Raw genomic sequence first — 26474 nt, 5'->3', positions numbered from 1 at the left:
GGCTCGTAAGTGAGTGCAAGTGAAGGGCGGCACCTGATGACGCGGAATACGACCAACAGCCGGTATGCGGCGCTGACGGGGGTATCGACCTGCCTTCTCGCGCTTGTGATGACCGTCGGACCGGTGGGTCAGGCGAATGCGCAGGCAGGCGCCGCGCAGGCGGGCGTCGCGCAGGGGCAGCCCCGCGCGGCTCAGGGCGAACGCATCAACCGGGTGGTGTTCGAAGGCAACAAGAAGCTGAACAAGGATCAGCTCGGCAGCGTCGTCACCATTCAGGCGAACAACACTTACAATCAGGCGACCATCAACGCCGACGTCGAGCGCATCCGCGACGCCTACCGGCAGTCGGGCCGCTCGCTCGCCTCGGTCTCCACCCGCACGGTGACGCTGCCGAACGGTTCCGTCGACGTGATCTTCACCGTCGACGAAGGCGACAAGACCGGCGTGAAGGAGATCAATTTCGTCGGCAACAACGCCTACTCGTCCTATAAGCTGCGCAATCTCATGTCGACGACGGAATCGAACTTCCTGTCGTGGCTGAAGACCTCGGACGTCTACGATCCGGCGCGCATCGGGGCCGACGAGGACACGATCCGGCGCTATTACCTGCGCAACGGCTACGCCGATTTCCAGATCCTCTCGACCGACGTCGTGTTCGACGAGCAGCGCGGCGGCTACATCGTCACCTTCAACCTGTCCGAGGGGCAGCGGTATCGCATCAGCGACGTCAGCGTCGATTCGCGCGTTCCCGGCGCCCCCACCGAGCAGCTTCAGCCGCTGGTGCGCACGCGCGCGGGCGACGTCTACGACGTCGAGGCGGTGGAAAAGTCGCTCGAGCGGATCACCAACGAGATCAGCGGCGAGGGCAACCCCTTCGTGCAGGTGCGCCCCACCGGCATCCGCAACCAGGAAGACGGCACCGTCTCGCTTCAATACGTGGTCGATGAGGGTCCGCATCTCTACATCGAGCGAATCAACGTGCGCGGCAACAGCCGCACGCGCGACCACGTCGTGCGCCGCGAGTTCGATATCGGCGAAGGCGACGCCTACAACAAGGTGCTGATCGACAGGGCCGAACGACGCCTCAACAACCTCGGCTTCTTCAAGTCGGTCCGCATCACGAGCGAGCCGGGATCGACGCCCGATCGCGTCATCGTCAACGTGGATGTCGAGGATCAGTCCACCGGCCAGTTCTCGATCTCCGGCGGTTACTCGACCTCGGACGGCTTCATCGGCGAGGTGGCAGTCTCCGAATCGAACTTCCTCGGCCGCGGCCAGTTCGTGCGGCTTGCCGGTTCGTGGGGCCAGTATGCGCAGGGCGTGGACTTCTCGTTCACGGAGCCGTACTTCCTCGGCCAGCGCATGGCGTTCGGCTTCGACGTGTTTTCCAAGTTCACGGACAACAGCCGCTACTCCCGCTACGAGGACCGCGTGACGGGCGGCCAGCTTCGCCTCGGCCTGCCGATCGACGAGGCGACGACGCTGACGCTGCGTTATTCGCTTTACGAGTCGCGCATCAAGGTGCCCAACACCTGGGAAGATCCCTACGGCGACTGCTCGGCGCCGCTGCCCGCCTATACGCTGCTCAATCCCGACGGCAGCGCGCTCTACCCGAATTGTACGTGGGACGGCGAGGCGTCGCTGGCCATCAAGGAAGCGGCGGGCACCACGCTCACGTCGCTGGTCGGCGCGACGCTCACCTACAACACGCTCGACAACACCCGCAATCCGACGTCGGGCCTTTACGCCGAGTTCAAGCCCGAGGTCGCGGGCCTTGGCGGCGACTCGCGCTTCATCCGCGCCTCGGTCGATGCGCGCTACTATCGCGAGCTGTTCGATGAAGTCGTCGGCTTCGTCCGCGTGCAGGGCGGTCATATCCGCTCCTTCGGCGGCAAGGATCTGCGCATCGTCGACAACTACTTCCTCGGTCCGTCGCTGGTGCGCGGTTTCGCGCCGTCGGGTATCGGTCCGCGCGACATGTCGGGCGACTTCCAGAACAACGCGCTTGGCGGCACGACCTATTTCGGCGGCACGCTCGAGGTGCAGTTCCCGATCTTCGGCCTGCCGCGCGAAGTGGGCCTGAAGGGCGCGGTGTTCGCCGACGCCGGTACGCTGTTCGGCTACGAAGGCCAGAAGGACTTCTCGGCGAGCCTCGGCGTGCCCACGAACTGCGCGGGCTTCCCCGGCTACTCGTCCAGCCGCCAGCCGACCTGCGTCAACGTGCAGGACGACAAGAAGATCCGTTCGTCGGTGGGTGTCAGCCTTCTGTGGGCCTCGCCGCTCGGGCCGCTGCGCTTCGACTACGCCTTCGTCCTCTCCAAGGTCACGGGCGACCAGACGCAGGCCTTCCGCTTCTCGGGCGGCACGAACTTCTGATCTTGCGCGGTTTCCGCGGCTATCGAAAAGAGTGGCGGGACGGCCTTGCGCCGTCCCGTTTTTTTTGCGACACGGGCAGCCATGAGCGATCCAGTTTTCTTTTCCGGCGGCGTTCCCGTATCTCTCGGTGAAATAGCCGCATTGGCGGGGATACCGGTGCCGGACGGCAGTGACGGCGCGCGTGTTTTCGCGTCCGTCGCTCCGCTGGATACGGCGGGGCCGGGTGATCTCGCCTATATGGACAACCCCCGCTATGGCGACGCACTCGCGGCGACGGCCGCCGGCGCATGCCTCGTCTCGCCGCGCTTCGCCGAGCGGGTGCCGGCGGGAACCGCGGCCCTTGTCACGCGCGAGCCCTACCGGGTGTTCGCGCAGGTTCTGGCGCGCCTTTATCCGACGGCGGTGCGCCCGCAACCGCTGTTCTCGGCCTCCGGCGTTTCGCCGGGCGCGGTGGTGCACACGGAGGCGCGGCTGGAAAGCGGCGTGGCCGTCGATCCCGGCGCGGTGGTGGGGCCGGGCGCGGAGATCGGCAGCGGCACGCTGATCGGCGCCAACGCCGTGATCGGGGCGGGCGTGCGCATCGGGCGGGACTGCGCCATCGGCGCGGGCGCGGTGGTGACGCATGCGCTGCTCGGGAACCGCGTGATCGTCCATCCGGGCGCGAGCATCGGACAGGACGGCTTCGGCTTCGCCATGAGCGGGCGGGGCCACCTGAAGGTGCCGCAGGTCGGGCGCGTCATCATCCAGGACGACGTGGAGATCGGTGCCAACACCACGATCGACCGGGGCGCCAGCCGCGACACCATCATCGGCGAGGGAACGAAGATCGATAACCTCGTGCAGATCGGCCATAACGTCGTCATCGGCCGCCATTGCGTGATCGTGTCGCATGTCGGCATTTCAGGCAGCACGACGCTCGGCGACTTCGTCGTCATGGGCGGGCAATCCGGCATTGTCGGCCATGCCCACATCGGCAGCGGCGCGCAGGTGGCGGCGGGCAGCGGCATCACCACCAACATCCCGCCCGGCGCCGTATGGGGCGGCACGCCCGCAAAGCCGGTCAAGGACTGGATGCGCGAAGTCGCCTGGCTCAAGCTCGCGGTCGCCGGCCGCCACGCGAATCGCCCGCAGAAGACGGCGGATGACGACGGCAAGCCGTCCTGACGCCTTTCAGCCGTTTCCCGGCGAGGCGGTCCCGGTCGGATAAGGTCGTCCGACCGCCGGGAGGGGCCGGAAGCGCCAATATCGAAACCACGATCCGGCCCGATTCGGGCGAACCGGATCCATGGAGCGTAGCCTACATGACCGACGTGCCGTCGAACCTGAATACCGCCGATATCCTTCAGATATTGAGCTACCTGCCGCATCGCTATCCGTTCCTGCTGATCGACCGGATCATCGACATGAACGGCGACGAAAGCTGCATCGGCGTCAAGAACGTCACCTACAACGAACCGCATTTCCAGGGGCATTTTCCCTCGCGGCCGCTGTTCCCCGGCGTCTACATGATCGAGGGCATGGCGCAGACGGCGGGCGCGATCTGCGTCGCCTCGAAGCTTGCCGAAAAGGCCCGCCCGAAGGAAGTCTATTTCATGACCATCGACAAGGTGAAGTTCCGCAAGCCTGTCGAGCCCGGCGACGTCGTTCACTATCATATGAAGAAGCTCGCCAACCGCCGCAACATGTGGTGGTATCGCGGAGAAGCGCGGGTAAACGGCACGCTGGTGTGCGAGGCGGAGCTTGCCGCCATGCTCGTGATCGAGTGAGCGGGGCGGCCATCATGACCAAGGCGGATACTGCCGTCATCCATCCGACCGCGGTCGTGGAAGAGGGAGCGCGCATCGGCGCGCGGGTGCGCATCGGTCCCTTCAGCATCGTGGACGGCGCGGCGGAAATCGGCGACGATTGCGAGCTGGTGAGCCATGTCGTCGTCGCCGGGCAAACCCGGATCGGCCCGCGCACGCGGATATTCCCTTTCGCCTCCGTCGGCCACCAGCCGCAGGATCTGAAGTATCGCGGCGAGCCTTCCACGCTGGCGATCGGCGCCGACTGCCTGATCCGCGAGGGCGTGACCATCAATCCCGGCACCGAAGGCGGCGGCATGAAGACCGTGATCGGGGATCGCTGCGCCCTGCTCGCCAATTCGCATGTCGGCCACGACTGCCAGGTCGGCGACAACGTCATCCTGTCGAACAACGTCATGCTCGCCGGCCATGTGAGTGTGGGCGATCATGTGATCATCGGCGGCGGCGCTGCGGTGATCCAGTTCGCGCGCGTCGGCGCGCATGCGTTCATCGGCGGGCTCTCGGGGCTGGAGAACGATCTCATCCCCTACGGCATGGCGCTCGGCAACCGGGCCTATCTCGGCGGGCTCAACATCGTCGGCCTGCAACGGCGCGGCTTTTCCCGCGAGGAAATCCACACGCTGCGGCGCGCCTACCGGGCGCTGTTCGCCGATGAGGGAACGCTGATGGAGCGCGTCGAGGATGTCGCGGCCGCGTTTCCAGATGTGCCGCTGGTGGAGGAGGTGCTGTCGTTCATCCGCGCCTCGGGCAAGCGGTCGATCTGCATGCCGCGCGACGGGCGGGGCGGATGAGCGACGGCGCGCGGCCCATTGCCGTTCTGGCGGGCGGCGGCGCGCTGCCCGGCGCGCTGATCGAGGCTCTGCGCCGGCGCAGGGAGAATTTTCGCGTGCTGGCGTTCCGCGGCTTCGCCGATGGCGGGCTGGTGCGCCGCGCCGATGCGGCCAATGACCTGCTCGACGTGAAAAGAACGCTGGCGACGCTCGCGGCCTGGCAACCTGCCTGCGTGGTGATGGCGGGGCCGGTGAACCGCCCGCGGCCCTCGGCCGTGTTCAGCGCGCTTGCCGCCTATCGCAACCGGCGCGAACTGGCGGCCCTGATGGCGCTGGGCGACGACGGCCTGCTCGGCGGCGTTGTGCGGCTCTTGGAGGACAACGGCCATCGCGTCGCCGGCGTCGATACGCTGGCGCCGGAACTTCTGGGCAGCGTCGGCGTGCGCGCGGGGCGGGAGCCCGATGCGGCGAGCCTGCGCGCCATCGGCATCGGCATGGACCTGCTGCGCACGGTGTCGCGCTTCGATGCGGGGCAGGCGACCGTGATCGGCGGACAACGGGTGATCGCACTGGAAGGGCCGGAGGGCACCGACGCGATGCTGCGGCGGGTGCGCTTCATGCGTTTCACGCGCCGATGGCGGGCGGAGAATCGCGGCGTGCTGGTGAAGACCACCAAGGAGGGGCAGGATTTTCGCGTCGACCTGCCTGCGATCGGGCCGCGCACCGTCATCCTCGCCGACAAGGCGGGTCTCGACGGCGTCGCCTACGGCGCCGGACGCACGCTTGTCATCGATGAGGACGACATGTTGCGCGAGGCCCGGCGGCGCGGATTGTTCGTTCTCGGCGTGCCGGCAAACGAGGCGGAGGCGGTTCATGGCGGATGACCGGCGGGAAGAGGCCAAGGCGGACACCGGGCCGCTGCATGTGTTCCTCGTCGCCGGCGAGGTATCCGGCGACAATCTCGGCGCGGGATTGATGCGCGCTTTGCGGGCGCAGGCGGGCGAGGTGCGCTTCTCGGGCGTCGGCGGGCAGGCGATGGCGGCGCAGGGGCTCGACAGCCTGTTTCCGCTGTCCGACATCGCCGTGATGGGCTTCGTGGCGGTGATCGCACGGATAAGGACCATCGTCGCGCGTGTGCATGCCACGGTCGACGCGGTGGCGGCGGCGCGCCCGGATGTGCTGGTGATCATCGACAGTCCCGATTTCACGCATGCGGTTGCGAAGCGCGTGCGCCGGCGTCTGCCGGATCTGAAGATCGTCGATTACGTCAGCCCCAGCGTCTGGGCCTGGCGGCCGGGGCGCGCGCGCAAGATGCGCGCCTATGTCGATCATCTGCTGGCGCTGCTGCCTTTCGAGCCGCAGGCGCACGCGCGGCTCGGCGGCCCGCCCTGCACCTATGTCGGCCATCCGCTGATCGAGCGGCTCGGCACGCTGCGGCCGTCGACGGGCGAGCGGCCGCCGCTGGCGGAGGCGGAAACCCTCAACGTGCTGGTGCTGCCGGGGAGCAGGCGGTCGGAAGTCACACGGCTGCTGCCGGTGCTGGGCGAGACCGTCGCGCGCGTGGCGGCGCAGGCATCGCGGCCCGTGCGTTTCGTGCTGCCGGCTGTGGATCATGTCGCCCCGCTGATCCGGGCGGCGGTGGCGCAATGGCCGGTGAAACCGACGATCGTCTCGGGCGAGGACGCGAAATATGCGGCGTTCCGGCAGGCGCATGCGGCGATCGCCGCTTCCGGCACGGTGACGCTGGAACTGGCGCTCGCCGGCGTGCCGATGGTCGTCACCTACAAGGTGTCGCCCGTCGAGGCGCAGGTGCGCCACTTCCTGACCGTCACCACCGTCACCTACGCGAATCTGATTCTCGGCGAGAATGTCGTTCCCGAGCCGCTGCAATGGGACTGCACGCCGGACATACTCACAAGGACCCTGTTGCCGCTGCTCGACGAAACACCCCTGCGCCAGCGGCAGATCGAGGCTTTCTCGCGCCTCGACGCGGCAATGGCGATCGACGCCGACACGCCGAGCGTCAAGGCGGCGCGCATCGTGCTCGCGCAGGCCGGACGCTGAACGCACCACCATTCTTTCGACGACATTTTTCAGCGGCGTCCGCTCCCGCACCGAACGGGAGATTGACAGCGGGTGTTTTCCGCGCAATGCTCTCAGTGCATATCTAGCAGGTGATTGGCGAATATCTTGATTTCACGCGCAATCATTTGCCGGGGAGAGCCAAGCGCGATGTCAGCCCCGGAGGGCGGGGGATTCGGTTTAGAGACATAATCAAAGAACGCAATTCAGGGAGAACGCCGGATGCGCGACGAGCCCATACTTGCAACACGCGGTCTGACGATTGAGTTCAAGGGCTTCAAGGCGGTTGACGGGGTCGATCTGAACATCCGGCAAGGCACGATCCATGCGCTGATCGGCCCCAACGGCGCAGGCAAGACGACCTGCTTCAACCTGCTGACGAAGTTTCTGACGCCGACGACGGGCGCGATTCTTTACAAGGGCCGCGACATCACCGCGCTCCGGCCGGCGGAGATCGCGCGCCTGGGAGTGGTGCGTTCCTTTCAGATCTCCGCGGTTTTCGCGCAGTTCACCGCACTGGAAAACGTGCGCATCGCGCTTCAGCGGCGCAGGGGCGATTCGTTCGACTTCTGGCGCTCCGAGCGCATCCTTTCCCGCTACGACCGGGAAGCGAAGGAGCTGCTGGAGGCCGTCGGCCTGGCGGACTACGCCACGGTGCGCGCCGGCGAGTTGTCCTACGGCCGCAAGCGGGCGCTGGAAGTGGCGACCACACTGGCGCTCGATCCCGCCATGCTCCTGCTCGACGAGCCGCTCGCAGGCATGGGGCATGAGGATGTCGACCGCATGGCGGCGCTCATCCGCCACGTCTCGACCAACCGCACCATCCTGATGGTGGAGCATAACCTGTCCGTCGTCGCCTCGCTGTCGGACCGCATCACGGTGCTGGCGCGCGGCAAGGTGCTGGCCGAGGGCAGTTATGCCACGGTTTCGAAGGATGAGCGGGTCGTGGAAGCCTACATGGGGGGAATGCATGCCTGAAGCCGCTGTGAGTACCGCGCGCGCGCCTGCGGCGGCGGCGATGCTCGCCGTCCGCGATCTGCAAGCCTGGTACGGCGAATCCCACGTTCTGCACGGCATCGATTTCGATGTCGCCGCCGGCGAGGTGGTGACGTTGCTCGGCCGCAACGGCGCGGGCAAGACGACGACGCTGCGTTCCATCATCGGCATCCTGCGCAAGCGCACCGGCTCCATCGTGTTCGACGGCAGCGAGACGATCCGCATGCCCTCCCGCCACATCGCGCGTCTCGGGATCGGCTATGTGCCCGAGGAGAGAGGCATCTTCTCCAGCCTCTCCGTGGCCGAGAATCTTGTGTTGCCGCCGCAGGTGAAACCGGGCGGCATGACCACGGAACACATCTTCACGCTGTTTCCGAACCTGAAGGAACGGCTGTCGAGCCAGGGCACGAAGCTTTCCGGCGGCGAACAGCAGATGCTGGCCATCGCCCGCATCCTGCGCACCGGCGCCAACCTGCTGCTGCTCGACGAGCCGACGGAGGGGCTTGCGCCGGTAATCGTGGAGCAGATCGGCCGCACCATCGCCCGCCTCAAGCGGGAGGGCTTCACGATCGTGCTCGTGGAGCAGAACTTCCGCTTCGCAGCCACCGTGGCCGACAGACATTACGTGGTCGAACAGGGGCGGGTGGTCGACATGATCCGCAACGACGAGCTCGACGCGAATATCGACAGGCTGCACGGCTATCTCGGCGTGTGAGCCCGCGATGCTTCCGGCCCGCCCGGCGCCGGACAAAAACAACAGAACATTCATTGCGATGACGAATCAGGGGGAAACGATGGGTATCAGGACATGGTTGCTGGCCACGGTCTTCGCGCTCGGCGCGGCGGGCGCAGCGCAGGCCCAGATCGCGGTCAAGCTCGGCGTGCTGAACGACCGCTCGGGCGTCTACGCCGATCTCTCCGGCGAGGGCTCCGTGGTCGCCGCACGGATGGCGGTGGAGGATTTCCAGGCGAAGGAGAAGGGTATCGACGTCTCCATCATCTCCGCCGATCACCAGAACAAGCCGGACATCGGCTCCAACATCGCCCGCCAATGGTATGACCGGGACGGCGTCGACCTGATCCTCGACGTGCCGACCTCCTCGGTGGCGCTCGCCGTGTCGCAGATCACGCGCGAGAAGAACCGGATCATGATCAACTCCGGCGCGGGCGCGACGGATCTCACCGGCAAGCAATGCTCGCCGAACACCATCCACTGGACCTACGACACCTATTCGCTCGGCTACGGTACCGGTACGGCGCTGGTGAAGCGGGGCGGCGATACGTGGTTCTTCCTCACCGCCGACTACGCCTTCGGCCACGCGCTGGAGCGCGACACGGCGGAAGTGGTGAAGAACGCCGGCGGCAAGGTGCTGGGCCAGGTGCGCCATCCGTTCCCGGGCAGCGACTTCTCGTCGTTCCTGTTGCAGGCGCAGGCGTCGCAGGCCAAGGTGATCGGCCTCGCCAACGCGGGCGGCGACACCATCAACACCATCAAGCAGGCGTCCGAGTTCGGCATCGTCGCCGGCGGCCAGACGCTCGCCGGCCTGCTCGTCTTCCTCTCCGACGTGCATGCGCTGGGCCTTGAGGCGGCGCAGGGGCTGGTGCTGACGGAAGCGTTCTACTGGGACCAGAACGACGGCACCCGCGCGTGGTCGGAGCGTTTCGCGGCCCGCCACGGCGGCGCCAAGCCGACGATGGTGCACGCGGGCGTCTACGCCGGCACGCTGCATTACCTGAAGGCCGTCGAGGCGCTCAAGAGCAAGGACACGAAGGCCGTGCTGGAATGGATGCGGGAGAATCCTTCCGAAGATCCGCTGTTCGGCAAGGGCGAAGTGCGCGTCGACGGGCGCCATGTGCATGACATGTACCTGTTCGAGGTGAAGAAGCCCGCGGATTCGAAAGGACCGTGGGACTATTACAACCAGCTCTCGGTCATCCCGGCGGCGGAGGCGTTCCGCCCGCTCGACGCCGGCGGCTGCGAGCTTGTCAAGAAGGGCTGACGCCCGCAGCCGGCGGCGCGGGTGCGCCTTGCATCCGCGCCGCCGTCCCCGCATCAAATCCCTTCGGGAAGCGGCGTCCAATTTCCGGTCGTAGCCGTCGAAAGGCGTATCGATGTTTGAACTGCTCGGCGTTCCACCGCAGGTGCTGTTCGGCCAGTTGCTGCTGGGCCTGATCAACGGCTCCTTCTACGCGGTGCTCAGTCTTGGGCTGGCGATCATCTTCGGCCTGCTCAACATCATCAATTTCGCACACGGCGCGCAATACATGATGGGCGCGTTCGTGGCGTGGATGCTGCTCCAGTACGCGGGCGTCAGCTACTGGTGGGCGCTGCTCCTGGCCCCGCTCGCCGTGGGCGCGACCGGCGTCGTCATCGAGCGGCTGCTGCTCGCGCGGCTGCGCAATGTCGATCACCTCTACGGCCTGCTGCTGACCTTCGGCCTCGCGCTGATCATCCAGGGCGTTTTCCGCAACCAGTACGGCGTCTCGGGCCTGCCCTACGGCATTCCGGCGGACCTGGCGGGCGGGCGCAATCTCGGCTTCATGTTCCTGCCCAACTATCGGGCATGGGTGGTGCTGGCCTCGCTCGCGGTATGCCTTGCGACGTGGTTCGTCATCGAGCGCACGCGCCTTGGCGCCTATCTGCGGGCGGCGACGGAAAATCCCACGCTGGTGCAGGCGTTCGGCATCAACGTGCCGCTGCTGGTGACGCTCACCTACGGCTTCGGGGTCGCGCTGGCGGCCTTCGCGGGCGCGCTCGCCGCGCCCATCTACTCCGTGAACCCCAACATGGGCGCGGACATGATCATCGTGGTGTTCGCGGTGGTGGTGATCGGCGGCATGGGCTCCATCCTCGGCTCCATCGTCACCGGCTTCGCGCTCGGCATCGTCGAGGGGCTGACGAAAGTGTTCTACCCGGAAGCCTCGTCCACCGTCATCTTCGTCATCATGATCCTCGTGCTGCTGGTGAAACCCGCCGGCCTCTTCGGGAGGGCTGCCTGATGAGCGCAAACAACCCGGCTGTTTCCGTCGCCGCCGACAGCGGCGGGCGGGCGCGATCCGGCCGTCACTACGGCGTGCTGTTCGTCGCGCTCGTCGCCGTGCTTCTCGCCGCGCCGCATGTTCTCTATCCCGTCTTCCTGATGAAGGTGCTGTGTTTTGCGCTGTTCGCCTCGGCGCTGAACCTGCTGCTCGGCTACGGCGGCCTGCTGTCTTTCGGCCATGCGGCCTTCTTCGGCTTCGCGAGCTATGTCAGCGCGCATGCGGCGAAGGTCTGGGGGCTTTCGCCGGAGCTTGCCATCCTGTCGGGCACGGCGGCGGCGACCGTGCTCGGCGCGGCATTCGGCGCGCTGGCGATCCGGCGGCAGGGCATCTATTTCGCCATGATCACGCTGGCGCTGGCGCAACTCGTCTACTTTCTCTCGTTGCAGGCGGCGTTCACGGGCGGCGAGGACGGCATCCAGTCCGTGCCGCGCGGGGTGCTGTTCGGCGTGCTGCCGCTCGCCGACGACCGCACGCTGTATTATGTCGTGGCGACGATCTTCCTCGCGGGTTTCCTGCTCATCTTCCGCATCGTTCATTCGCCGTTCGGGCAGGTGTTGCGCGCCATCCGCGACAACGAGCCGCGCGCCATTTCGCTCGGCTATCGGACAGTGCAGTACAAGCTGGCGACTTTCGTGATCTCCGCCGGCCTTGCGGGGCTCGCGGGAGCGACCAAGGCGCTCGTGTTCCAGCTCGCCTCGCTGACCGACGTGCACTGGACGATGTCGGGCGAGGTGGTGCTGATGACGCTCGTCGGCGGCATGGGGACCATCTTCGGCCCGGCCATCGGCGCCGTGGTCACGGTGTCGATGCAGAACTACCTGGCGACGCTCGGCGCATGGGTGCCGATCGTACAGGGCATCGTGTTCGTCGTCTGCGTGCTGCTGTTCCGCGAAGGAATCATCGGCGTGCTGTCACGCTGGACGAAACGGCCCCTGTGAGGCATGCGCCGGGAAGGGCGGGGACGGCCCGATCCATAAAAAACGCTTCCGCGCCGCAGATTTCCCGGCGCGGAAGAGGGTGCTCGTCTTGTCGCTGACGTATCATGCGGCTATAAGCCCGTCACCCATCGATAACGCAAGGTTCAGACGGTACATCATGGCTCTTGAGCGCACTTTCTCCATCATCAAGCCCGACGCGACGGAACGCAATCTCACCGGCTCGATCAATGCCGTTATCGAGGCGGCGGGCCTGCGCATCATCGCGCAGAAGCGCATCCTGCTCACCCGCAAGCAGGCGGAAACGTTCTACGCCGTCCACAGCGCGCGCCCCTTCTTCGGCGAACTGGTGGATTTCATGATCTCCGCCCCGGTCGTCGTGCAGGTTCTCGAAGGCGACAACGCCATTGCCCGCTATCGCGAAGTGATGGGCGCCACGAACCCCGAGAACGCGGCGGAAGGCACCATCCGCAAGCTGTTCGCCAAGTCGGTCGGTGAAAACTCCGTGCACGGTTCGGATTCGCCCGAGGCCGCCGAGGTCGAAATCGCCCAGTTCTTCGCCGGCAACGAAATCGTCGGCTGAACGGCGCCTGCCGGACGGAAATGCAAGCGTGGCGCGCGGGTCGCAGCCACGCTTTTTTCTTGGCCGCGCCCAAAAACCGTTTTTCTCCAGAGAGAAAATGAGCTATCGCGTGTCGCGGATCGTATGGCGCGCGAAAGCAGGAACAGGGCGATGCACACGTTCGGGAGTCGGTCGGGGCTTTTGTTGGGCGCGGTGCTTGCGGCAGCGGCCGGTCTTATCCTCTTCACCGCGGACCGCGCCGGCGCGGGCGCCACGCCGCCGCAATCCGGCCCCGCTCAAGGTGCGGTCGACTTGCGCGACGCCAGCCCCGATACCATCCGCACGCATATCCTCGACAGTTGCGTGATTCGGGAGTGGGGTATCTCGGCCGATTCGATCGGGAGCTATGCCGAACGTTGCGCCTGCTTCGCCCGCAATGTAACGCAGGCGCTGTCTCCCGACGAGTTCGATGCCTTCCGCCGATCCGGCGTATTCAACGCCAGCGCCCGCCCGAAGGCGGAAGCGGCCCGGACCGCGTGCAAGCTGCGATAAAGCGGAGAGAGCGGCAAACACCGCTCAATCCTCCTTCTCCAGCGGCTCGCAGATGCCCTTGCCGACCGGCACGCGGCGATAGAAGCACGAACAGCGCCCCGTATGGCAGCAGCCGCCGTCTCCGGCGACCTTCACCCGGAGCCAGACGGCATCCTGATCGCAATCGACGCACATCTCGACAACGGTCTGGATCTGGCCGGACGTGTCGCCCTTGTGCCACAGCGTCTTGCGCGAGCGCGACCAGTACCATGCCTCGCCGGTCTCGATGGTGCGGCGCAGCGATTCGGCATTCATGTGCGCCACCATGAGCAGGCGGCCGCTGTCGGCGTCGGTCGTCACGCAAGTCACGAGACCGTTGGCGTCGAAGGCCGGCGCAAGCTGCGTGCCTTCTTCGATGGACGCCTTGTCGAGCGAAGCGGGAGAAGGAAAAAGATCATCGACCACGGCGAAATCCGTATGCTAGAGCAGTTTGCGTTCAAGTCGATTGATCGATTTGAACGCAAGTTGCGGTAAAATATAGAATTTAGAGCGGCGTGACGATTCCGCAGACCTGAAGGCGCGCACACCTTTCGGCCTGATGCTCTGGAAAAAGAGAATATCTGTTACATAACAAGCTGTAACATCGATATTCTCTCCTTTTTGATGAGATCGCTATTCGCGCACGAGCGTGAAAAAGCGTGCCTGTTCCGCCGGATTATCGACAAACTGGCCGCTGAAGCGGGTGGTGATGGTCGTGGCGCCCTGCTTCTGGATGCCGCGCATCGCCATGCACAGGTGCTCCGCCTCGATCATGACGGCGAGGCCGCGCGGTTGCAGGGCGTCGTTGATCGCATCGGAGATCTGGGCGGTCAGCGCCTCCTGCGTTTGCAGGCGGCGGGCGAAAACCTCGACCACGCGGGCGAGCTTGGAGAGCCCGACGACTCCCTTCGCCGGATAGTAGGCGATATGCGCCTTGCCGATGATCGGTACCATATGGTGCTCGCAATGCGAAAAGAACGAGATGTCGCGCACGAGCACGATATCGGAATAGCCCTCGACTTCCTCGAACACCCTGTCCAGAACTTCGGCGGGATCCTCAAGGTATCCCGCGAAAAGCTCCTCATACGCCTTGACCACGCGCCTCGGCGTATCGACAAGCCCCTCACGGCGCGGATCGTCGCCGATCCAGCGCAGCAGCGTCTCGACGGCCGCCTCCGCCTCCGCGCGCGTGGGCTTGTCCAAACCATACCGGAAAACCGGCCCCGCACCCGGCTTGTCAGCGTTGGCGGCGATCGCCTCACGCGCGGACAAGGGCTTAACCACGGCATCCATGTGGTGCCTCCCGCTATTTGACCGGCCCTGAACGAGGACCAATTCGATGAGCTGGACAATGGGCTTTTCAACCCGCAAAGAAGATCACTATATAGGCATTATCGGCTGCGCCGCAACGACCGCTTGCGGCGGCTGCTCAGACGCCGGGAGGAGCGCGATCGACTCCGGGCTCTGAAACGGCATTTCGGACATCATGCTTAACGATATCTATACCCGCCAGATACTCACGCTTGCCGCCGACATTCCGCGCCTCGGAAGGCTCGCCCGTCCCGATGCGACCGCCACGGCGCACTCGCGCCTGTGCGGCTCCACCATAACCGTGGATCTGACGATGCGCGGCGGCGAGGTGACGGACTTCGCCCACGAAGTGCGCGCCTGCGCGCTCGGGCAAGCGTCGGCGTCCGTCATGGGACGGCTGGCGGTCGGCGCATCCGCGCAGGAGCTGCGGGAAGTGCGCGACGTCATGCGGGCGATGCTGCGCGACGGCGGCCCGCCGCCTGCGGGACGCTGGGAAGCGCTGGCGGCGCTGGAGCCCGTGCGCGACTATCCGGCCCGCCACGCCTCGACTTTGCTGACGTTCGACGCCGTCGTCGATGCCATTGCGCAGATCGAGGCGCGCGACGCGGACATGCCGGCCGCGGCTCAGTAGACGCCGAACGAATAGGCCGCGCTGAGCCCGAAGCTGAACTGGTCGCGATCGCCGAGTTGCCTGACGATGGGGCTGCGGCCGGCGTCACCCACCAGCCGGCTATAGGAAGCGGTGGCCGTGGCGCTCCATTCCTCGGTGAACCTGTAGGCGAGGGACGCCGCCGCTCCCGCGCTCTGCAAGCCGCTTTCCGGCTTGTAGGCGTAGAGCTGATGCTGCGGAAACACCAGATTGTTGAGCGACGCCTCGTAGGCGGTCACGCCGAACGTGTTGCGCATCGTCGTGTCGCTCGCCCAGCTTGCGCGCGGACCGATAGTAAATGTGAACTGACCGAAGGGCTGCACGAAATCGGCTGCGAAATCGACGACCCAGCCGTCCTCGTCGCGAAAGCCGTGACGCGCCTCGACCCGCCCGCGCAGGTTATGCGTCGGCCATACTTCGAGGAACGCGCCGCCCTCGATGGTCCACGGCAGCTTGCGCAGGCCGAACAGCTTGCGATCGTCGGCGAAGTAGCGGCCGGAACGGTAGCGCGCGACGGGACCGAAACTCAGATATTCGTGGTCGAGCAGATCGAGACTCGCGCCATCGCCGGGAATGCGCGGGCGGCGCGCCTGGCCGCCGCGCCGGATGCTGATCAGCGGATAAGGCGTCAGCGTGTACTTGTCCGAACCGACGAACGAGGGGCCGACATTGACATTGGCGCTCAGGGTCGCGATCCATTTGGCGGAACTCACCGGCACCGGCGAGAAGAACGGCGCGGACGCACTTGCGCCCGTTTCGGCCGGCGCGGCATAAGCATCGTAGCCTGATGTCTGGGCGGCGGCGCGCGTTCCGGCCGCATCGAGGCACAGAACGCCGGCCGAAAGCGCAAGCGCCGTTCCAAAGGGGTATGCAAAACGCAACACAGCATGCCTCCGTTCATGATCGGCCCGAGTTTCTTGCATAAAGTTCACCAATTGGTTAGCACGCAGCCGATGGACGCGCGCGTCTGCGTCGAGCGTACCCCGTCGGCACTCTTAAGCCATGTCCGCACGAAGGTCAGGTTAAATTTGGGTGACGGAAAGCCTTTCGCGAAACTGCTCCGGCGGCCCGCCGTCACGGCGGCGCGGCTGCTGATTCGCGCCTATCAGCTCACGCTCTCGTCCGTTCTCGGCCGCCATTGCCGTCACCTGCCGACCTGTTCATCGTATATGGACGAGGCCATCGACCGGCACGGCCTCTGGGCGGGCGGCTGGATGGGGACGGCCCGCCTGTGCCGCTGCCACCCGTTCGGCACGCACGGTCTCGATCTGGTGCCCGAAACGTTGCCCGACGGGCATCGATGGTATAAGCCGTGGACTTACGGGCGCTGGCGGAGCACCTACGCCCCGCCCATGACAGAAACAAGCATTGTTTGCGAGGCCGTCGAAACGGACGGCGGCGAAGCCTCGACGCCCGTTTCCCGAACCGTCCCATGATCGCATGAACGCTTACCTGCCCCGTTTGCAGGAGTGAGCCGGAGAAATTTGATGATTACCCTGACATTTCCCGACGGCGCGGAGCGCCAGTACGCGCCCGGCGTCTCCGGCCGCGAGATCGCCGAAAGCATCGCGAAATCGCTCGCCAGGCGCACCGTCGCCATGGCCGTCGACGGCGAGGTCCGCGACCTTGCCGATCCGATCGACGCCGATGCCCGCATCGAATTTCTCACCCGTGACGATCCGCGCGCGCTGGAGCTTATCCGCCACGATTGCGCCCATGTGCTTGCCGAGGCGGTGCAGACGCTGTGGCCCGGCACCCAGGTGACGATCGGTCCCGTCATCGAGAACGGATTCTATTACGATTTCGCCCGCAACGAGCCGTTCACGCCCGACGATTTTCCCGCCATCGAGGCGGAGATGAAGAAGATCATCTCCCGCGATGCGGCGTTCACCAAGGAGTTCTGGACGCGCGAGCAGGCGAAGGCGTTTTTTCGCGAAAAGGGCGAGCATTTCAAGATCGAACTCGTCGACGCCATCCCGGAAGGCGAGGATCTGAAGATCTACCGACAGGGCGACTGGCTCGACCTCTGCCGCGGCCCGCACATGACGAGCGTCGGCAAGATCGGCACGGCCTTCAAGCTGATGAAGGTGGCGGGCGCCTACTGGCGCGGCGACGCCAACAACCCCATGCTGACCCGCATCTACGGCACCGCCTGGGCCACGCAGGAAGCGCTCGACGCCTATCTCCACCAGCTCGAGGAAGCCGAAAAGCGCGACCATCGGCGGCTGGGGCGCGAGATGGACCTGTTCCACTTCCAGGAGGAAGGGCCGGGCGTCGTCTTCTGGCACGAAAAGGGCTGGACGATGTTCCAGCAGCTTATCGCCTACATGCGCCGCCGGCTTCACGGCGACTACCGCGAGATCAACACGCCGCAGATTCTCGACAAGGCCATGTGGGAAACCTCCGGCCACTGGGCATGGTACCGCGAGAACATGTTCGTCACCCAGACGGAGGACGAGCGCGTCTTCGCCATCAAGCCGATGAACTGCCCCGGCCATGTGCAGGTGTTCAAGCACGGTCTCAAGTCCTACCGCGATCTGCCTCTCCGGCTTGCGGAATTTGGCTCCGTCTCACGCTACGAGCCTTCCGGCGCGCTGCATGGGCTGATGCGCGTGCGCGCCTTCACGCAGGACGATGCGCACGTCTTCTGCACCGAGGATCAACTCGCGGAGGAATGCCTCAAGATCAACGACCTGATCCTCAGCACCTATGCCGATTTCGGCTTCGATCTCAACAACATCGTGGTGAAACTTTCCACGCGGCCCGAAAAGCGCGTCGGCAATGATGCGTTGTGGGATCATGCGGAAGCAGTGATGGGCAACGTGCTGGAGGAAATCCGCGCGCGTTCCGGCAACCGCATCCGCACGGAAATTTTCCCGGGCGAGGGAGCCTTTTACGGACCGAAGTTCGAGTATGTTCTGAGGGACGCCATCGGACGCGACTGGCAATGCGGCACCACGCAGGTGGATTTCAATCTGCCGGAGCGCTTCGGCGCTTTCTTCGTCGATCAGGACGGGCAGAAGAAGACGCCGGTCATGGTCCACCGCGCGATCTGCGGCTCGATGGAGCGCTTCCTCGGCATCCTGATCGAGCATTACGCCGGTCATTTCCCGCTGTGGTTCGCGCCGGTGCAGGCGGTCGTCGCCACCATCACCTCGGATGCCGACGATTATGCGCGCGAGGTGGCGGCGGAGGCGGAGAAACGCGGCCTTCGGGTGGAAACCGATCTGCGCAACGAAAAGATCACCTACAAGGTGCGCGAACACTCACTCGCCAAGGTGCCCGTGCTGCTCGTCGTCGGCAAGAAGGAGGGAGAGCAGCGCACCGTCTCCATCCGCCGCCTCGGCTCGCAGGCGCAGCAGCAGTTGACGCTTGACGAGGCGCTGAAATCGCTCGTCGCCGAAAGCCTGCCGCCGGATCAACGCCGCGACGGCGAGGCTGCGCCGGCAACCGTCTGACAAAATGGCGGCGCCGGAAACGGCGCCGCTGTATTCCAATCGCCTTTCCTTAACGGTCGCCCTGCGCCCGGCGCAGGCGGGTGCGGTCGTGCATGTCGGCGTATTCCGGGCGCGTGGGGTCGATGGTTGCGACCACCAGCGCCGACTGGCCGCGCCGGGCGCGGGCGACGAAGTTGCCGTCCGGCCCGATGAGGCCGCCGGGGAGGCTGCGGCTCGTCGCCACCGGCGTCGCGAGCCCGACCCAGAGAGCGTTGATCGCCGCATGCGCCTGCGCCTCGATGGCGAAAATGGCCTCTTCTGCATAGCAGGACAGCAGCACGACATCCGTCGACAGGCGTTCGTAGGCGGCGAAAAGCTCCGGGTAGTGAACCTCGGTCGACAGCGCGCAGCCGAACCGGTAGCCGTCGATGACGAAGGTGGTCGACGTCAGCCCCGGCGTGTACCAGAGGCTGGAGCCGTCGCTGGCGCACAGGCGCTTGTCGTAGCGCGTGACGATCACGCCCTTGTCGGAAATCACGTAGAGGCTGTTGTGCGGCTCCCGCGGCGGCGGCAGGCGGTGGTTGCTGCCGATGACCGTCCACAGCCGCAGCTTGCGTGCATGATCGGCCGTTTCGGTGAGTTCCGAATCGAGCGCCTCCCAATCCACCCGATGCCAGTTGTTGATCTGGTTGCGGGCGCGGCCGGAGAGGGCGCATTCGGTGAATTGAATGAGGCGCGCGCCCTTTTCGGCGGCGCGCTGCATGAGCGCGCGCAGGTGGCGGCCGTTGGCGTGAACGTCGGGTGTGATGTGGCTTTGCGCTACCGCAATGTTCAGTGGGTGGGCGAGATTCGTCATCGGTGAATCGTGACGGTTTTACGACATGCTGCCAAGCCCATGTGGCGCGTATCATCAAAAAAATATTATGCCGCTGCCGCCGATACGTATTAAGAAAATTAAAAAATCGGTGCTTCTTCACCGATCCCCGCCATGAGTACAGAATAGCCGTCGCCGTCGTGTTTACGCTCCAGCATCCGGCATCCGGCTGCCATGTATATGCTTGGCTGTAGCTGCGGCAATCCGTTCCGACAGAACGTTTTATTGCCGCCCGACGATCTCGATATCGCTGTCGACACCGCTTCTGACTGCAAAATCGCGGGAATAGACCTGTCCTTCGTGGCGCGCCACGACGACATACTCTCCTTCGGCGAGAACAAGCGAGGGAAATGCGCCGACTTCCTCATGCACGGTATCGCCGCCGGGCGTGAGCACGCTGAACGCCGTGCCGGCGAACGCCTCCGCCCCCTCGCTCGCGACCAGCTTCAGGGTGACGCGCGCCGCGCGGTGATTGATGGTTGCGTCCGTTACCTTTCCTGCCTCGACCGACAGATCGGTGCGGGCCATGGCGTTCGAGGAGCCGTAGGACGACACGACATGATATTCCCCTTCCGGCAGGCGCACCGTCTCGCCGGAGCGCACGCCGGCCACCACGAGACGGCCTTCGGGGTTGTTCTGCTCCGGCATGTAGATGGAGTAGGTGAGATCCTGATCGGGAATGGCGTTCTTGCCGACCACGCCGGTGATCCGCAGCGCGCCGGCGCCAATGACCAGGCGGGAAACGGAATCGGCGCGCAGCGCGACGCGCGCCACGGTGCTGGCGAAACCGTAGGAGACATGGACGATGTAGTTGCCCTGCGCAAGCAACTGGCGCGGGGATGCCTCCGTCAGCTCCGAAACCAGCGTCGGATCGGCGCCGGGCGTCACCGCGTAGATGCGCCAGACCAGCCCCGAGCGGATGGGCATCTCGCTGCCCGCCAACGTGGCGGTCAACGAAAGCGCGTGCGTGGTGCGCGTGCCGTCCTGCAACGACTGCGGCAGCATCTTGGGCACTTCGCCGGCCGGGCCTTCCATCGGCAGCACCGGCGTGATCGGAATGGCCTGCGGCGGTTCGTATTGCTGCTGCGCTGGCGCCGCGCCGAACGGCACCAGCCATGCCACGGTCGCCAGCAGGAGAGCGGCGCGCGGTCCCGGCTCGCGAAGGCGTGGCATGACCATTTCTAGTATCCGAACTGCGCGCGCAGGATGCGCTCGTCGAGGCTGTGGCCGGAATCATGCAGCATCACCAGCCCCACGCTCCGGTCAAGGGCGATATCCACGAAGGCGACGGAAAGCACCTCGGTGTGATCGGCCACCGCGTTGACCGGCCGCTTGGCGGCCTCCAGCACCTCGAAGCGCAGGCGCGCGTGATCGGGCAGCAACGCGCCGCGCCAATGGCGGGGCCGGAAGGCGGAGATGGGCGTCAGCGCCAGCAGCGGCGCGTTGAGCGGCAGGATGGGGCCGTTGGCGGAAAGGTTATAGGCGGTAGATCCTGCCGGCGTGGCCACCATGATGCCGTCCGCGATCAGCTCCTTCAGCCGCACCTCGCCGTCGACATAGACCCTGATCTTGGCGGCCTGATAGGTCTGGCGCGACAGGAACACCTCGTTGATGGCCCACGCCCGGAACTCTTCGCCATGAATGTCGTGCGCGATCATCAGCAGCGGATGAACGACACTGCGCTGGGCGGCGGAAAGACGCTCCACCAGCCCGACTTCGCTGAACTCGTTCATCAGGAAGCCGATGGAGCCGCGATTCATGCCGTAGATCGGCGTTTCACGGCCCATGAAGCGGTGGAGCGTTTGCAGCATCAGGCCATCGCCGCCGAGCGCCACGACGATATCCGCCTCGTCGGGATCGCAAGCGCCGTAAATTTCCGTCAGGCGCGCCGCCGCCGCCTGCGCCTCGGGCGTATCGCTGGCGACAAAGCCGACCCGCAAGGCCGCGTCCGGCTTTCCGGCCTTCAACGCCGCGGGAGTTATCGCAAGGCCGGGAGGCCGGTCGATGATCGGGTCCTGATCCACGTTCGTCACGCTCCACGGCTGCCGGCGGAGATCGGGAGGCAGCCCGCAAAAACAGACCGGGAGGATAGACGCAGGGCGGGGAGCGTCAAAGGAAAAACTCGGCGGGGAAAAACCCGGCGGGGAAAAATTCAGCGGAAGAATCCGGCGCCCGCAAACGACAGCCCGCGCCGCGCATCGGTTACTTCCTTTCGCGGCTGCGGTCGGTCAGGATGACGTATTCGGCGTCGACGATGTTATCGCGCGGCGCGCCGGGCTGCTGCGGGCGAGACTGTGATTCGCCGCGCCACCGCGCGAGCAGCCGCCAGACGAGCCCGCCGATCAGCACCGCCGGAAACAGCAGCAGGAACGCGCCGGCCGCGACCACCGCGAGCGTCAGCACGAGGGCGACGGCCGCCGCGGAAACAAGCGCGACCTGCCAGCCCTTCAACTTCACCACACGCATATGCGCAAAACCCTGCCGGCCTGCGCGAAACGGATCATACGTCATCCCCGCCTTCCATTTATTGCCTGCGTCGGCCATTGCCGATGCACGGAGCATTCCCATCACACCCCCTCAATATGGTGAGGTGATGGCGAAGCTCCAAGAGCGACGCCGACGGAATGGACCGGGACCGGCGGAATGCGGGCGGGCGTTTTCTCACACCCGCGTCGGCACGATTCCATCATCGCCGGGCAAATCTCGCAAGACAACGGACTTTTCAGCCAAGCGGGAAAAATCGTCGGACTCGATCACCTGTCGCCATGCCATGATGACGCCGAGACTTCGCTCCACGAAAGCGCGGAAACGATCCTGATCCAGCCCGACAAGGGAGATCGCGTGTGTGTAGAACAGGATGCCGGAATCGCTGTCAAGGCCCAGAGAACCATCGCCGTCGGCGCTGCCCTTCAGGTTGAGCTCCAGCAGGATCGCATAGACGGCGACGTCATGGGGAACGCCCTTATTGGTGGCGGGCGCGCTCAATATGATCAACTGCCTTTCCCGCTCGACGAAAAAGCGGACGACGATCGAATCGTAAAGAAGAATGAGTTCGCCGTTTTCATCCAGCGCCGTGTCCTCCAAGCCGAGCGAGAGCGCATATTGCCTGGTCAATTCGTCAGGATCGGCAATGAAGGACTTCCGTTGTTCCGACTCTCGCTCGCTCATGGGTACCCCCGCTACAGGTAAAAACATTGCATTTGCCATCTATCGGCGACGAAGGAACAAATGAAAGCGCCGCAACCGACCGAAATACGGCAGCGGCGACGATAGCGTGACAATAAAAAGCCTGACATTATGAGACTAAAATATGGTTTTCCGTGCGAACGACGTTAGTGTGCGTCTCAGCCGCGATCAGCAACTCTTCCACCGCGGAAAGTGCGGCGTTCAGTTCTTTGACAGTCCTGAGAGCCACGTCATCTGTGCCTTCAATGTTCGTCTGCGGCGCTTCCTGGTTATCCTTTTCCGCGATAATCAAATCCGCCATCTTCCTCATCGCCGCAGCGTAACACTCTAAAGCCCGGAGATCGCTCGCGTTCAGGAGGCCATCCGGTTTGGTCAAACGCACATTCAATACTTTGCCGATATTATCCGCTCGTTCCTTATAGGCATTAAATTTTGCCACCAAGCTATCGTGGATGACCCTTTCCTTCATTGCAGGCAATTCTTTCCGGCTCATCGACTCGGCTTTTTTCTGCGCGATGATCACGCCGCACAGTGTAGCGCCAACGGCTATCATAGGCGCACCGATAGCCAACCCGATCCCCGTGGCCGACAATACAGTCCCCGCTATCACCAGAAAAGCAGCGACCAACCCTAAGCGGTTGGTTATTCTTGCCTCGGTCTGCTTAGACTTTCTGTATTGAACCGACCGGGCCGTGTTTTCTTCTCCTGTCTTCATAAACGCGTTATCTATCCATTCTACACCCTCTTTGGTGTCGGCCATAGACTGGAATTGGGAGGGCGCCTTGCTTTTTTCATCCATGAGTACCTTCTTAAAAAGCGTTCTGGCGACCTGACCTGGATTCATTACTATCCTGGTCGTAGCACTGCCGACCCCGACATTTTTTGTATATTTCAGCAGTTCAGCCAACGCTGGAGGGGTATAATTCTCCGCCAAGCTCGTCAGCGATCTAATGTCGCTTGGCGTCAACCCGGCAAGTACATCGGTCCCACCCCGCTCCGCAACGGCGTCCAGAAAGGTTCTAGCGCCGCCATCAACTGGAATGTCAGAATATGCCTTGATCTGCTCATCAGACAAACTGGCGACTAACGTGAGGTCCAGCGTGCCCAGAAAGCTCCCCGCAGCAGTTGCCGGAAGCTTGCCCAATCTCTCTACGGCAGACGCATCCAGCCGGTCGAACCCGGCATGATCCTTACCCAACGTACACAGAAAACTGAAAGCCGGAAGTGGCGGTTGCTTCTCCAGCACCTGCATGCCGCCCGCAGATTCCGTAGACAAGCTGGAAGCGCTGCGAGACCTCACCAATGGCAGATTCGTCATAATCTTATCCTCAATTCATAAAGCAATAAATTTCCATTTAGACGTCGAACCATACGATAAAGACATGAGACTGTAAATTTTTTTAATATAAATAAGTACATGAAGTATATAATAAAATTATCTTATTATTCAATCAATTTTTCTTTTAAATTGAAAATTATGCATTTATGTTCTCTCAAAATAGAGTTTTTTCTTATAGTTTGTTTAGTTTAAAAAATCATGGCGAGCAGCTTTTCGATGCCCTTTCCCGCAGGCGGGCGGGGCGGTTTTCCCGGCTGCGCCGCTTGACGTTTCGCCGTTTCGCCATTCAACTCGTTTATGTTGCCGCTCCATAAAGATGCCGCGCGCGCTGCATGCGGCGCAAGAGAGGTTGCCGTGTCCGACGATCCCATTCGCCCGCGCCCCACCGACAACGCCTTTCTCGGCAATCTGCGCGGCGGCTCGGCCGAGCCCACCTATTCCGGCGCGCTCTCCTTCATGCGCCGGCGGTTCGGCCGCGATATCGACGGGGCGGATGCCGTGGTGTGGGGCGTGCCGTTCGACTGCGCCACCTCCAACCGCCCCGGCGCGCGCTTCGGCGCGCAGGCCATCCGCCGCGCCTCCGCGATCTTTGACGGCGACCCGCAGTTTCCCTCCGGGCTCGATCCCTTCGATACGCTCATCGTGCTGGATTGGGGCGACTGCTCGTTCGACTATCGCCATCCCGATCAGGTGCCCGGCCTGATCGAGGCGCAGGCGGGCGACATCCTCGCCTCCGGCGCGCAGCTCATCACGCTGGGCGGCGACCATTCCATCACGCTGCCGCTGCTGCGCGCCCATGTGGCGCTGCACGGGCCGATGGCGCTGGTGCAGTTCGATGCGCATCAGGACACCTGGGAAGCCGACAGCGGCATGTCGCACGGCGCGTTCGTCACGCAGGCGGAGGCGGAGGGGCTGATCGACACCGGCAGTTCGATCCAGATCGGCGTGCGCACCATCGCCCCCGACGATTTCGGCATCGAGATCGTGGATGCCTACGAGGCGCGCACGCTCGGCTCGGCGGGGCTCGCTGAGCGGGTGAGGGCGCGCGTGGGCGCGCAGCCCGCCTATCTCTCATTCGATATCGACGCGCTCGATCCGGCCTTCGCGCCGGGAACCGGCACGCCGGTTTCGGGCGGGCTCGCCGCCATCGACGCGCTGATGACGCTGTGGGCGCTGCGCGATCTCGACTGGCGGGGCATGGATATCGTGGAGGTCTCGCCGCCCTACGACCACGCCGACATCACGGCGATCGCCGGCGCGACGGTGGTGCAGCACTATCTGCAAATTCTCGCCGAGAAAGTGCGATAACGGCCATCACGCAGACGGTGGAACGCCGGGAGCGTCGGTGTATCGAGGACGCTTCTTGACACGCACGCCGCGTTACGCCATGCGGTGAGCATCATTGCAGGGGATCATCATGTCCGGGCAGACCAGTGCGACAGCGGCCGGCAAGCCGCGCGTGTTCATCGACGGAGAGGCGGGCACCACGGGGCTCGGCATCCGCGCGCGCCTCGACGAGCTGGGGAGCGTCGAGGTCATCAGCATCGCGCCCGAGAAGCGCAAGGACGCCGACGCGCGCCGCGAGATGATGCGCGCCGCCGATCTCGTGATCCTGTGCCTGCCGGACGACGCCGCGCGCGAGGCCGTGGCGCTCGCCGCATCGCTGGGCGAGGAAGCGCCGCGCGTGCTCGACGCCAGCACCGCCCATCGCGTGAGCGAGGGTTGGGTCTATGGCTTCCCGGAAATGGCGGAGGGGCAGGCGCAGGCTGTCGCCGGCGCTTCGCATGTCGCCAATCCCGGCTGCTACGCCACCGGCGCCATCGCCCTGCTGCGGCCTCTCGTGGCGCGCGGCATTCTTCCCGCCGATTTTCCCGTCGCGATCAATGCGGTGAGCGGCTATTCGGGCGGGGGGCGCTCGATGATCGAGGATTACGAAGCCGGCCGCGCGCCCGCTTTCGAGCTTTACGGACTGGCGCTGAAGCACAAGCACCTGCCGGAGATCCGCGCCTATGGCTTGCTGGAGCGCCAGCCGATCTTCGTGCCGTCCGTGGGCAATTTCCGGCAGGGCATGCTGGTGAGCGTTCCGCTCTTCCTGCGCGATCTGCCGGGCGCGCCGGCCGCCGCCGATCTGCATGCCGCCCTCGGCGCGTATTACGACGGGGCGCCGAATGTTTCCGTCGCTCCCCTCGCGGACGCGGCTGCGGGCAAGATCGACGCGCTGGCGCTGGACGGCACCGACCGCCTGGAAATCCATGTTTTCGGCAATGCGGATCACGGCCAGGCCGTGCTCGTGGCGCGCCTCGACAATCTCGGCAAGGGCGCTTCGGGCGCGGCGGTCCAGAACCTGCGGCTGATGCTGGGCGTGTGAGCCGCCCCGAGCGCTTTTCGAAGGGCGCTCTTCCTGTACGAAAGCGCCCTTAAATCCAGGTGCGCTTTCGGGTCCAGGTGCGCTTTCGGGTCCAGGTGCGCTTTCGGGTCCAGGTGCGCTTTCGGGTCCAGGTGCGCTTTCGGGTCCAGGTGCGCTTTCGGGTCCAGGTGCG

27 protein-coding genes are annotated in these 26474 nt (G+C 64.8%); 18 read left to right on the top strand and 9 right to left on the bottom strand.

What is annotated here, in order from left to right; genetic code table 11:
- Window positions 1–36 precede the first annotated feature (36 nt).
- The 13 genes from bamA (at window position 37) to ACOYJQ_RS12610 (ending at window position 13120) form a co-directional block, all read left to right on the top strand.
- Window positions 37–2376 carry an outer membrane protein assembly factor BamA gene (bamA, locus tag ACOYJQ_RS12670; protein WP_433458900.1) on the top strand — a complete coding sequence of 780 codons (2340 nt, stop codon included), beginning with the start codon at window positions 37–39 and terminating at the stop codon, window positions 2374–2376.
- 81 nt (window positions 2377–2457) lie between these two features.
- A complete protein-coding gene (gene lpxD, locus ACOYJQ_RS12665; protein WP_433458899.1) occupies window positions 2458–3540 on the top strand; it encodes a UDP-3-O-(3-hydroxymyristoyl)glucosamine N-acyltransferase in 1083 nt (360 codons plus the stop codon).
- 137 nt (window positions 3541–3677) lie between these two features.
- The gene (gene fabZ / locus ACOYJQ_RS12660; RefSeq protein ID WP_433458897.1) at window positions 3678–4142 is read left to right on the top strand and encodes a 3-hydroxyacyl-ACP dehydratase FabZ; all 465 of its coding nucleotides are present in this window, start codon (window positions 3678–3680) and stop codon (window positions 4140–4142) included.
- A gap of 14 nt (window positions 4143–4156) precedes the next feature.
- Entirely contained in the window at window positions 4157–4972 is an 816-nt protein-coding gene (gene lpxA / locus ACOYJQ_RS12655) for an acyl-ACP--UDP-N-acetylglucosamine O-acyltransferase (RefSeq protein ID WP_433458895.1), read from the top strand.
- Window positions 4969–5835, top strand: coding sequence for an LpxI family protein (locus tag ACOYJQ_RS12650; RefSeq protein WP_433458893.1), 867 nt, complete (start codon window positions 4969–4971; stop codon window positions 5833–5835). Before lpxA ends, ACOYJQ_RS12650 begins: the two co-directional genes overlap by 4 nt.
- Window positions 5825–7015, top strand: coding sequence for a lipid-A-disaccharide synthase (gene lpxB / locus ACOYJQ_RS12645; protein ID WP_433458892.1), 1191 nt, complete (start codon window positions 5825–5827; stop codon window positions 7013–7015). The genes ACOYJQ_RS12650 and lpxB overlap by 11 nt, the downstream gene beginning before the upstream one ends.
- A 240-nt stretch (window positions 7016–7255) precedes the next feature.
- Window positions 7256–8011 (top strand): ABC transporter ATP-binding protein, encoded by a 756-nt coding sequence (locus ACOYJQ_RS12640; protein ID WP_433458891.1) that lies wholly within the window; start codon window positions 7256–7258, stop codon window positions 8009–8011.
- The gene (locus ACOYJQ_RS12635) at window positions 8004–8744 is read left to right on the top strand and encodes an ABC transporter ATP-binding protein (RefSeq protein ID WP_433458890.1); all 741 of its coding nucleotides are present in this window, start codon (window positions 8004–8006) and stop codon (window positions 8742–8744) included. Before ACOYJQ_RS12640 ends, ACOYJQ_RS12635 begins: the two co-directional genes overlap by 8 nt.
- Before the next feature lie 79 nt (window positions 8745–8823).
- Window positions 8824–10029, top strand: a complete 1206-nt coding sequence (locus ACOYJQ_RS12630; protein WP_433458888.1) for an ABC transporter substrate-binding protein — start codon at window positions 8824–8826, stop codon at window positions 10027–10029.
- Between the two features lie 112 nt (window positions 10030–10141).
- Window positions 10142–11029 (top strand): branched-chain amino acid ABC transporter permease, encoded by an 888-nt coding sequence (locus ACOYJQ_RS12625; protein WP_433458886.1) that lies wholly within the window; start codon window positions 10142–10144, stop codon window positions 11027–11029.
- Window positions 11029–12009: a branched-chain amino acid ABC transporter permease gene (locus tag ACOYJQ_RS12620; RefSeq protein ID WP_433458885.1), complete on the top strand. Its 981-nt coding sequence runs from the start codon at window positions 11029–11031 to the stop codon at window positions 12007–12009. Before ACOYJQ_RS12625 ends, ACOYJQ_RS12620 begins: the two co-directional genes overlap by 1 nt.
- 157 nt (window positions 12010–12166) lie before the next feature.
- A complete protein-coding gene (gene ndk / locus ACOYJQ_RS12615; protein WP_433458883.1) occupies window positions 12167–12589 on the top strand; it encodes a nucleoside-diphosphate kinase in 423 nt (140 codons plus the stop codon).
- A gap of 150 nt (window positions 12590–12739) precedes the next feature.
- Window positions 12740–13120, top strand: a complete 381-nt coding sequence (locus ACOYJQ_RS12610) for a hypothetical protein (protein ID WP_433458881.1) — start codon at window positions 12740–12742, stop codon at window positions 13118–13120.
- 24 nt (window positions 13121–13144) lie between these two features.
- On the opposite strand, the gene hisI is transcribed toward ACOYJQ_RS12610, so the two are convergent.
- Window positions 13145–13564: a phosphoribosyl-AMP cyclohydrolase gene (gene hisI / locus ACOYJQ_RS12605; RefSeq protein WP_433458880.1), complete on the bottom strand. Its 420-nt coding sequence runs from the start codon at window positions 13562–13564 to the stop codon at window positions 13145–13147.
- 207 nt (window positions 13565–13771) lie between these two features.
- Window positions 13772–14431 carry a GTP cyclohydrolase I FolE gene (gene folE / locus ACOYJQ_RS12600; RefSeq protein ID WP_433458878.1) on the bottom strand — a complete coding sequence of 220 codons (660 nt, stop codon included), beginning with the start codon at window positions 14429–14431 and terminating at the stop codon, window positions 13772–13774.
- A gap of 193 nt (window positions 14432–14624) precedes the next feature.
- Between folE and ACOYJQ_RS12595 the strand changes: the two genes are divergently transcribed.
- Entirely contained in the window at window positions 14625–15080 is a 456-nt protein-coding gene (locus ACOYJQ_RS12595; RefSeq protein WP_433458876.1) for an iron-sulfur cluster assembly scaffold protein, read from the top strand.
- On the opposite strand, the gene ACOYJQ_RS12590 is transcribed toward ACOYJQ_RS12595, so the two are convergent.
- Window positions 15074–15982 carry a MipA/OmpV family protein gene (locus ACOYJQ_RS12590; protein ID WP_433458875.1) on the bottom strand — a complete coding sequence of 303 codons (909 nt, stop codon included), beginning with the start codon at window positions 15980–15982 and terminating at the stop codon, window positions 15074–15076. The genes ACOYJQ_RS12595 and ACOYJQ_RS12590 overlap by 7 nt on opposite strands.
- Window positions 15983–16153: 171 nt before the next feature.
- Between ACOYJQ_RS12590 and yidD the strand changes: the two genes are divergently transcribed.
- Window positions 16154–16534 (top strand): membrane protein insertion efficiency factor YidD, encoded by a 381-nt coding sequence (gene yidD / locus ACOYJQ_RS12585; RefSeq protein WP_433459143.1) that lies wholly within the window; start codon window positions 16154–16156, stop codon window positions 16532–16534.
- 51 nt (window positions 16535–16585) lie between these two features.
- Entirely contained in the window at window positions 16586–18556 is a 1971-nt protein-coding gene (gene thrS, locus ACOYJQ_RS12580; protein ID WP_433458874.1) for a threonine--tRNA ligase, read from the top strand.
- Between the two features lie 49 nt (window positions 18557–18605).
- Here the strand turns inward: thrS and ACOYJQ_RS12575 are convergent, their stop codons facing one another.
- From ACOYJQ_RS12575 to ACOYJQ_RS12550, 6 genes are all read right to left on the bottom strand, one after another.
- Window positions 18606–19391: a carbon-nitrogen hydrolase family protein gene (locus ACOYJQ_RS12575; protein ID WP_433458872.1), complete on the bottom strand. Its 786-nt coding sequence runs from the start codon at window positions 19389–19391 to the stop codon at window positions 18606–18608.
- Window positions 19392–19631: 240 nt separating this feature from the next.
- Window positions 19632–20582, bottom strand: a complete 951-nt coding sequence (locus tag ACOYJQ_RS12570; RefSeq protein ID WP_433458871.1) for a hypothetical protein — start codon at window positions 20580–20582, stop codon at window positions 19632–19634.
- Between the two features lie 8 nt (window positions 20583–20590).
- Window positions 20591–21376: an NAD kinase gene (locus ACOYJQ_RS12565; protein ID WP_433459142.1), complete on the bottom strand. Its 786-nt coding sequence runs from the start codon at window positions 21374–21376 to the stop codon at window positions 20591–20593.
- A 235-nt stretch (window positions 21377–21611) separates the two neighbouring features.
- Window positions 21612–21920, bottom strand: coding sequence for a hypothetical protein (locus ACOYJQ_RS12560; RefSeq protein WP_433458870.1), 309 nt, complete (start codon window positions 21918–21920; stop codon window positions 21612–21614).
- Between the two features lie 150 nt (window positions 21921–22070).
- Window positions 22071–22616 (bottom strand): type III secretion system chaperone, encoded by a 546-nt coding sequence (locus ACOYJQ_RS12555; protein ID WP_433458869.1) that lies wholly within the window; start codon window positions 22614–22616, stop codon window positions 22071–22073.
- Window positions 22617–22704: 88 nt separating this feature from the next.
- Window positions 22705–23913 carry a hypothetical protein gene (locus tag ACOYJQ_RS12550; RefSeq protein WP_433458868.1) on the bottom strand — a complete coding sequence of 403 codons (1209 nt, stop codon included), beginning with the start codon at window positions 23911–23913 and terminating at the stop codon, window positions 22705–22707.
- A 375-nt stretch (window positions 23914–24288) separates the two neighbouring features.
- Between ACOYJQ_RS12550 and speB the strand changes: the two genes are divergently transcribed.
- On the top strand, window positions 24289–25242 hold the full coding sequence (speB, locus tag ACOYJQ_RS12545; RefSeq protein ID WP_433458867.1) for an agmatinase: 954 nt from the start codon (window positions 24289–24291) through the stop codon (window positions 25240–25242).
- Window positions 25243–25351: 109 nt separating this feature from the next.
- Window positions 25352–26302, top strand: coding sequence for an N-acetyl-gamma-glutamyl-phosphate reductase (argC, locus tag ACOYJQ_RS12540; protein WP_433458866.1), 951 nt, complete (start codon window positions 25352–25354; stop codon window positions 26300–26302).
- The last annotated feature ends 172 nt before the right edge of the window (window positions 26303–26474 follow it).

The sequence above is a fragment of the Pseudochelatococcus sp. genome (genome assembly GCF_050946405.1).
Lineage (GTDB): Bacteria > Pseudomonadota > Alphaproteobacteria > Rhizobiales > Beijerinckiaceae > Pseudochelatococcus.
Note: the sequence above shows the minus strand (reverse complement) of the source record. Positions and strands in the feature narration are given on the sequence as shown.

What these genes read in the sequence shown, in the direction of transcription:
- ACOYJQ_RS12595 (WP_433458876.1), top strand. Translation starts at nt 14,625, where the DNA reads ATGCTTAACGATATCTATACCCGCCAGATACTCACGCTTGCCGCCGAC.
- ACOYJQ_RS12630 (WP_433458888.1), top strand. Translation starts at nt 8,824, where the DNA reads ATGGGTATCAGGACATGGTTGCTGGCCACGGTCTTCGCGCTCGGCGCG.
- ACOYJQ_RS12650 (WP_433458893.1), top strand. Translation starts at nt 4,969, where the DNA reads ATGAGCGACGGCGCGCGGCCCATTGCCGTTCTGGCGGGCGGCGGCGCG.
- lpxD (WP_433458899.1), top strand. Translation starts at nt 2,458, where the DNA reads ATGAGCGATCCAGTTTTCTTTTCCGGCGGCGTTCCCGTATCTCTCGGT.
- bamA (WP_433458900.1), top strand. Translation starts at nt 37, where the DNA reads ATGACGCGGAATACGACCAACAGCCGGTATGCGGCGCTGACGGGGGTA.
- folE (WP_433458878.1), bottom strand. Translation starts at nt 14,431, where the DNA reads ATGGATGCCGTGGTTAAGCCCTTGTCCGCGCGTGAGGCGATCGCCGCC.
- ACOYJQ_RS12575 (WP_433458872.1), bottom strand. Translation starts at nt 19,391, where the DNA reads ATGACGAATCTCGCCCACCCACTGAACATTGCGGTAGCGCAAAGCCAC.
- ACOYJQ_RS12610 (WP_433458881.1), top strand. Translation starts at nt 12,740, where the DNA reads ATGCACACGTTCGGGAGTCGGTCGGGGCTTTTGTTGGGCGCGGTGCTT.
- argC (WP_433458866.1), top strand. Translation starts at nt 25,352, where the DNA reads ATGTCCGGGCAGACCAGTGCGACAGCGGCCGGCAAGCCGCGCGTGTTC.
- ACOYJQ_RS12640 (WP_433458891.1), top strand. Translation starts at nt 7,256, where the DNA reads ATGCGCGACGAGCCCATACTTGCAACACGCGGTCTGACGATTGAGTTC.
- thrS (WP_433458874.1), top strand. Translation starts at nt 16,586, where the DNA reads ATGATTACCCTGACATTTCCCGACGGCGCGGAGCGCCAGTACGCGCCC.
- fabZ (WP_433458897.1), top strand. Translation starts at nt 3,678, where the DNA reads ATGACCGACGTGCCGTCGAACCTGAATACCGCCGATATCCTTCAGATA.
- ACOYJQ_RS12620 (WP_433458885.1), top strand. Translation starts at nt 11,029, where the DNA reads ATGAGCGCAAACAACCCGGCTGTTTCCGTCGCCGCCGACAGCGGCGGG.
- ndk (WP_433458883.1), top strand. Translation starts at nt 12,167, where the DNA reads ATGGCTCTTGAGCGCACTTTCTCCATCATCAAGCCCGACGCGACGGAA.
- ACOYJQ_RS12625 (WP_433458886.1), top strand. Translation starts at nt 10,142, where the DNA reads ATGTTTGAACTGCTCGGCGTTCCACCGCAGGTGCTGTTCGGCCAGTTG.
- lpxB (WP_433458892.1), top strand. Translation starts at nt 5,825, where the DNA reads ATGGCGGATGACCGGCGGGAAGAGGCCAAGGCGGACACCGGGCCGCTG.
- ACOYJQ_RS12635 (WP_433458890.1), top strand. Translation starts at nt 8,004, where the DNA reads ATGCCTGAAGCCGCTGTGAGTACCGCGCGCGCGCCTGCGGCGGCGGCG.
- lpxA (WP_433458895.1), top strand. Translation starts at nt 4,157, where the DNA reads ATGACCAAGGCGGATACTGCCGTCATCCATCCGACCGCGGTCGTGGAA.
- ACOYJQ_RS12570 (WP_433458871.1), bottom strand. Translation starts at nt 20,582, where the DNA reads ATGCCACGCCTTCGCGAGCCGGGACCGCGCGCCGCTCTCCTGCTGGCG.
- ACOYJQ_RS12550 (WP_433458868.1), bottom strand. Translation starts at nt 23,913, where the DNA reads ATGACGAATCTGCCATTGGTGAGGTCTCGCAGCGCTTCCAGCTTGTCT.
- ACOYJQ_RS12560 (WP_433458870.1), bottom strand. Translation starts at nt 21,920, where the DNA reads ATGACGTATGATCCGTTTCGCGCAGGCCGGCAGGGTTTTGCGCATATG.
- ACOYJQ_RS12555 (WP_433458869.1), bottom strand. Translation starts at nt 22,616, where the DNA reads ATGGCAAATGCAATGTTTTTACCTGTAGCGGGGGTACCCATGAGCGAG.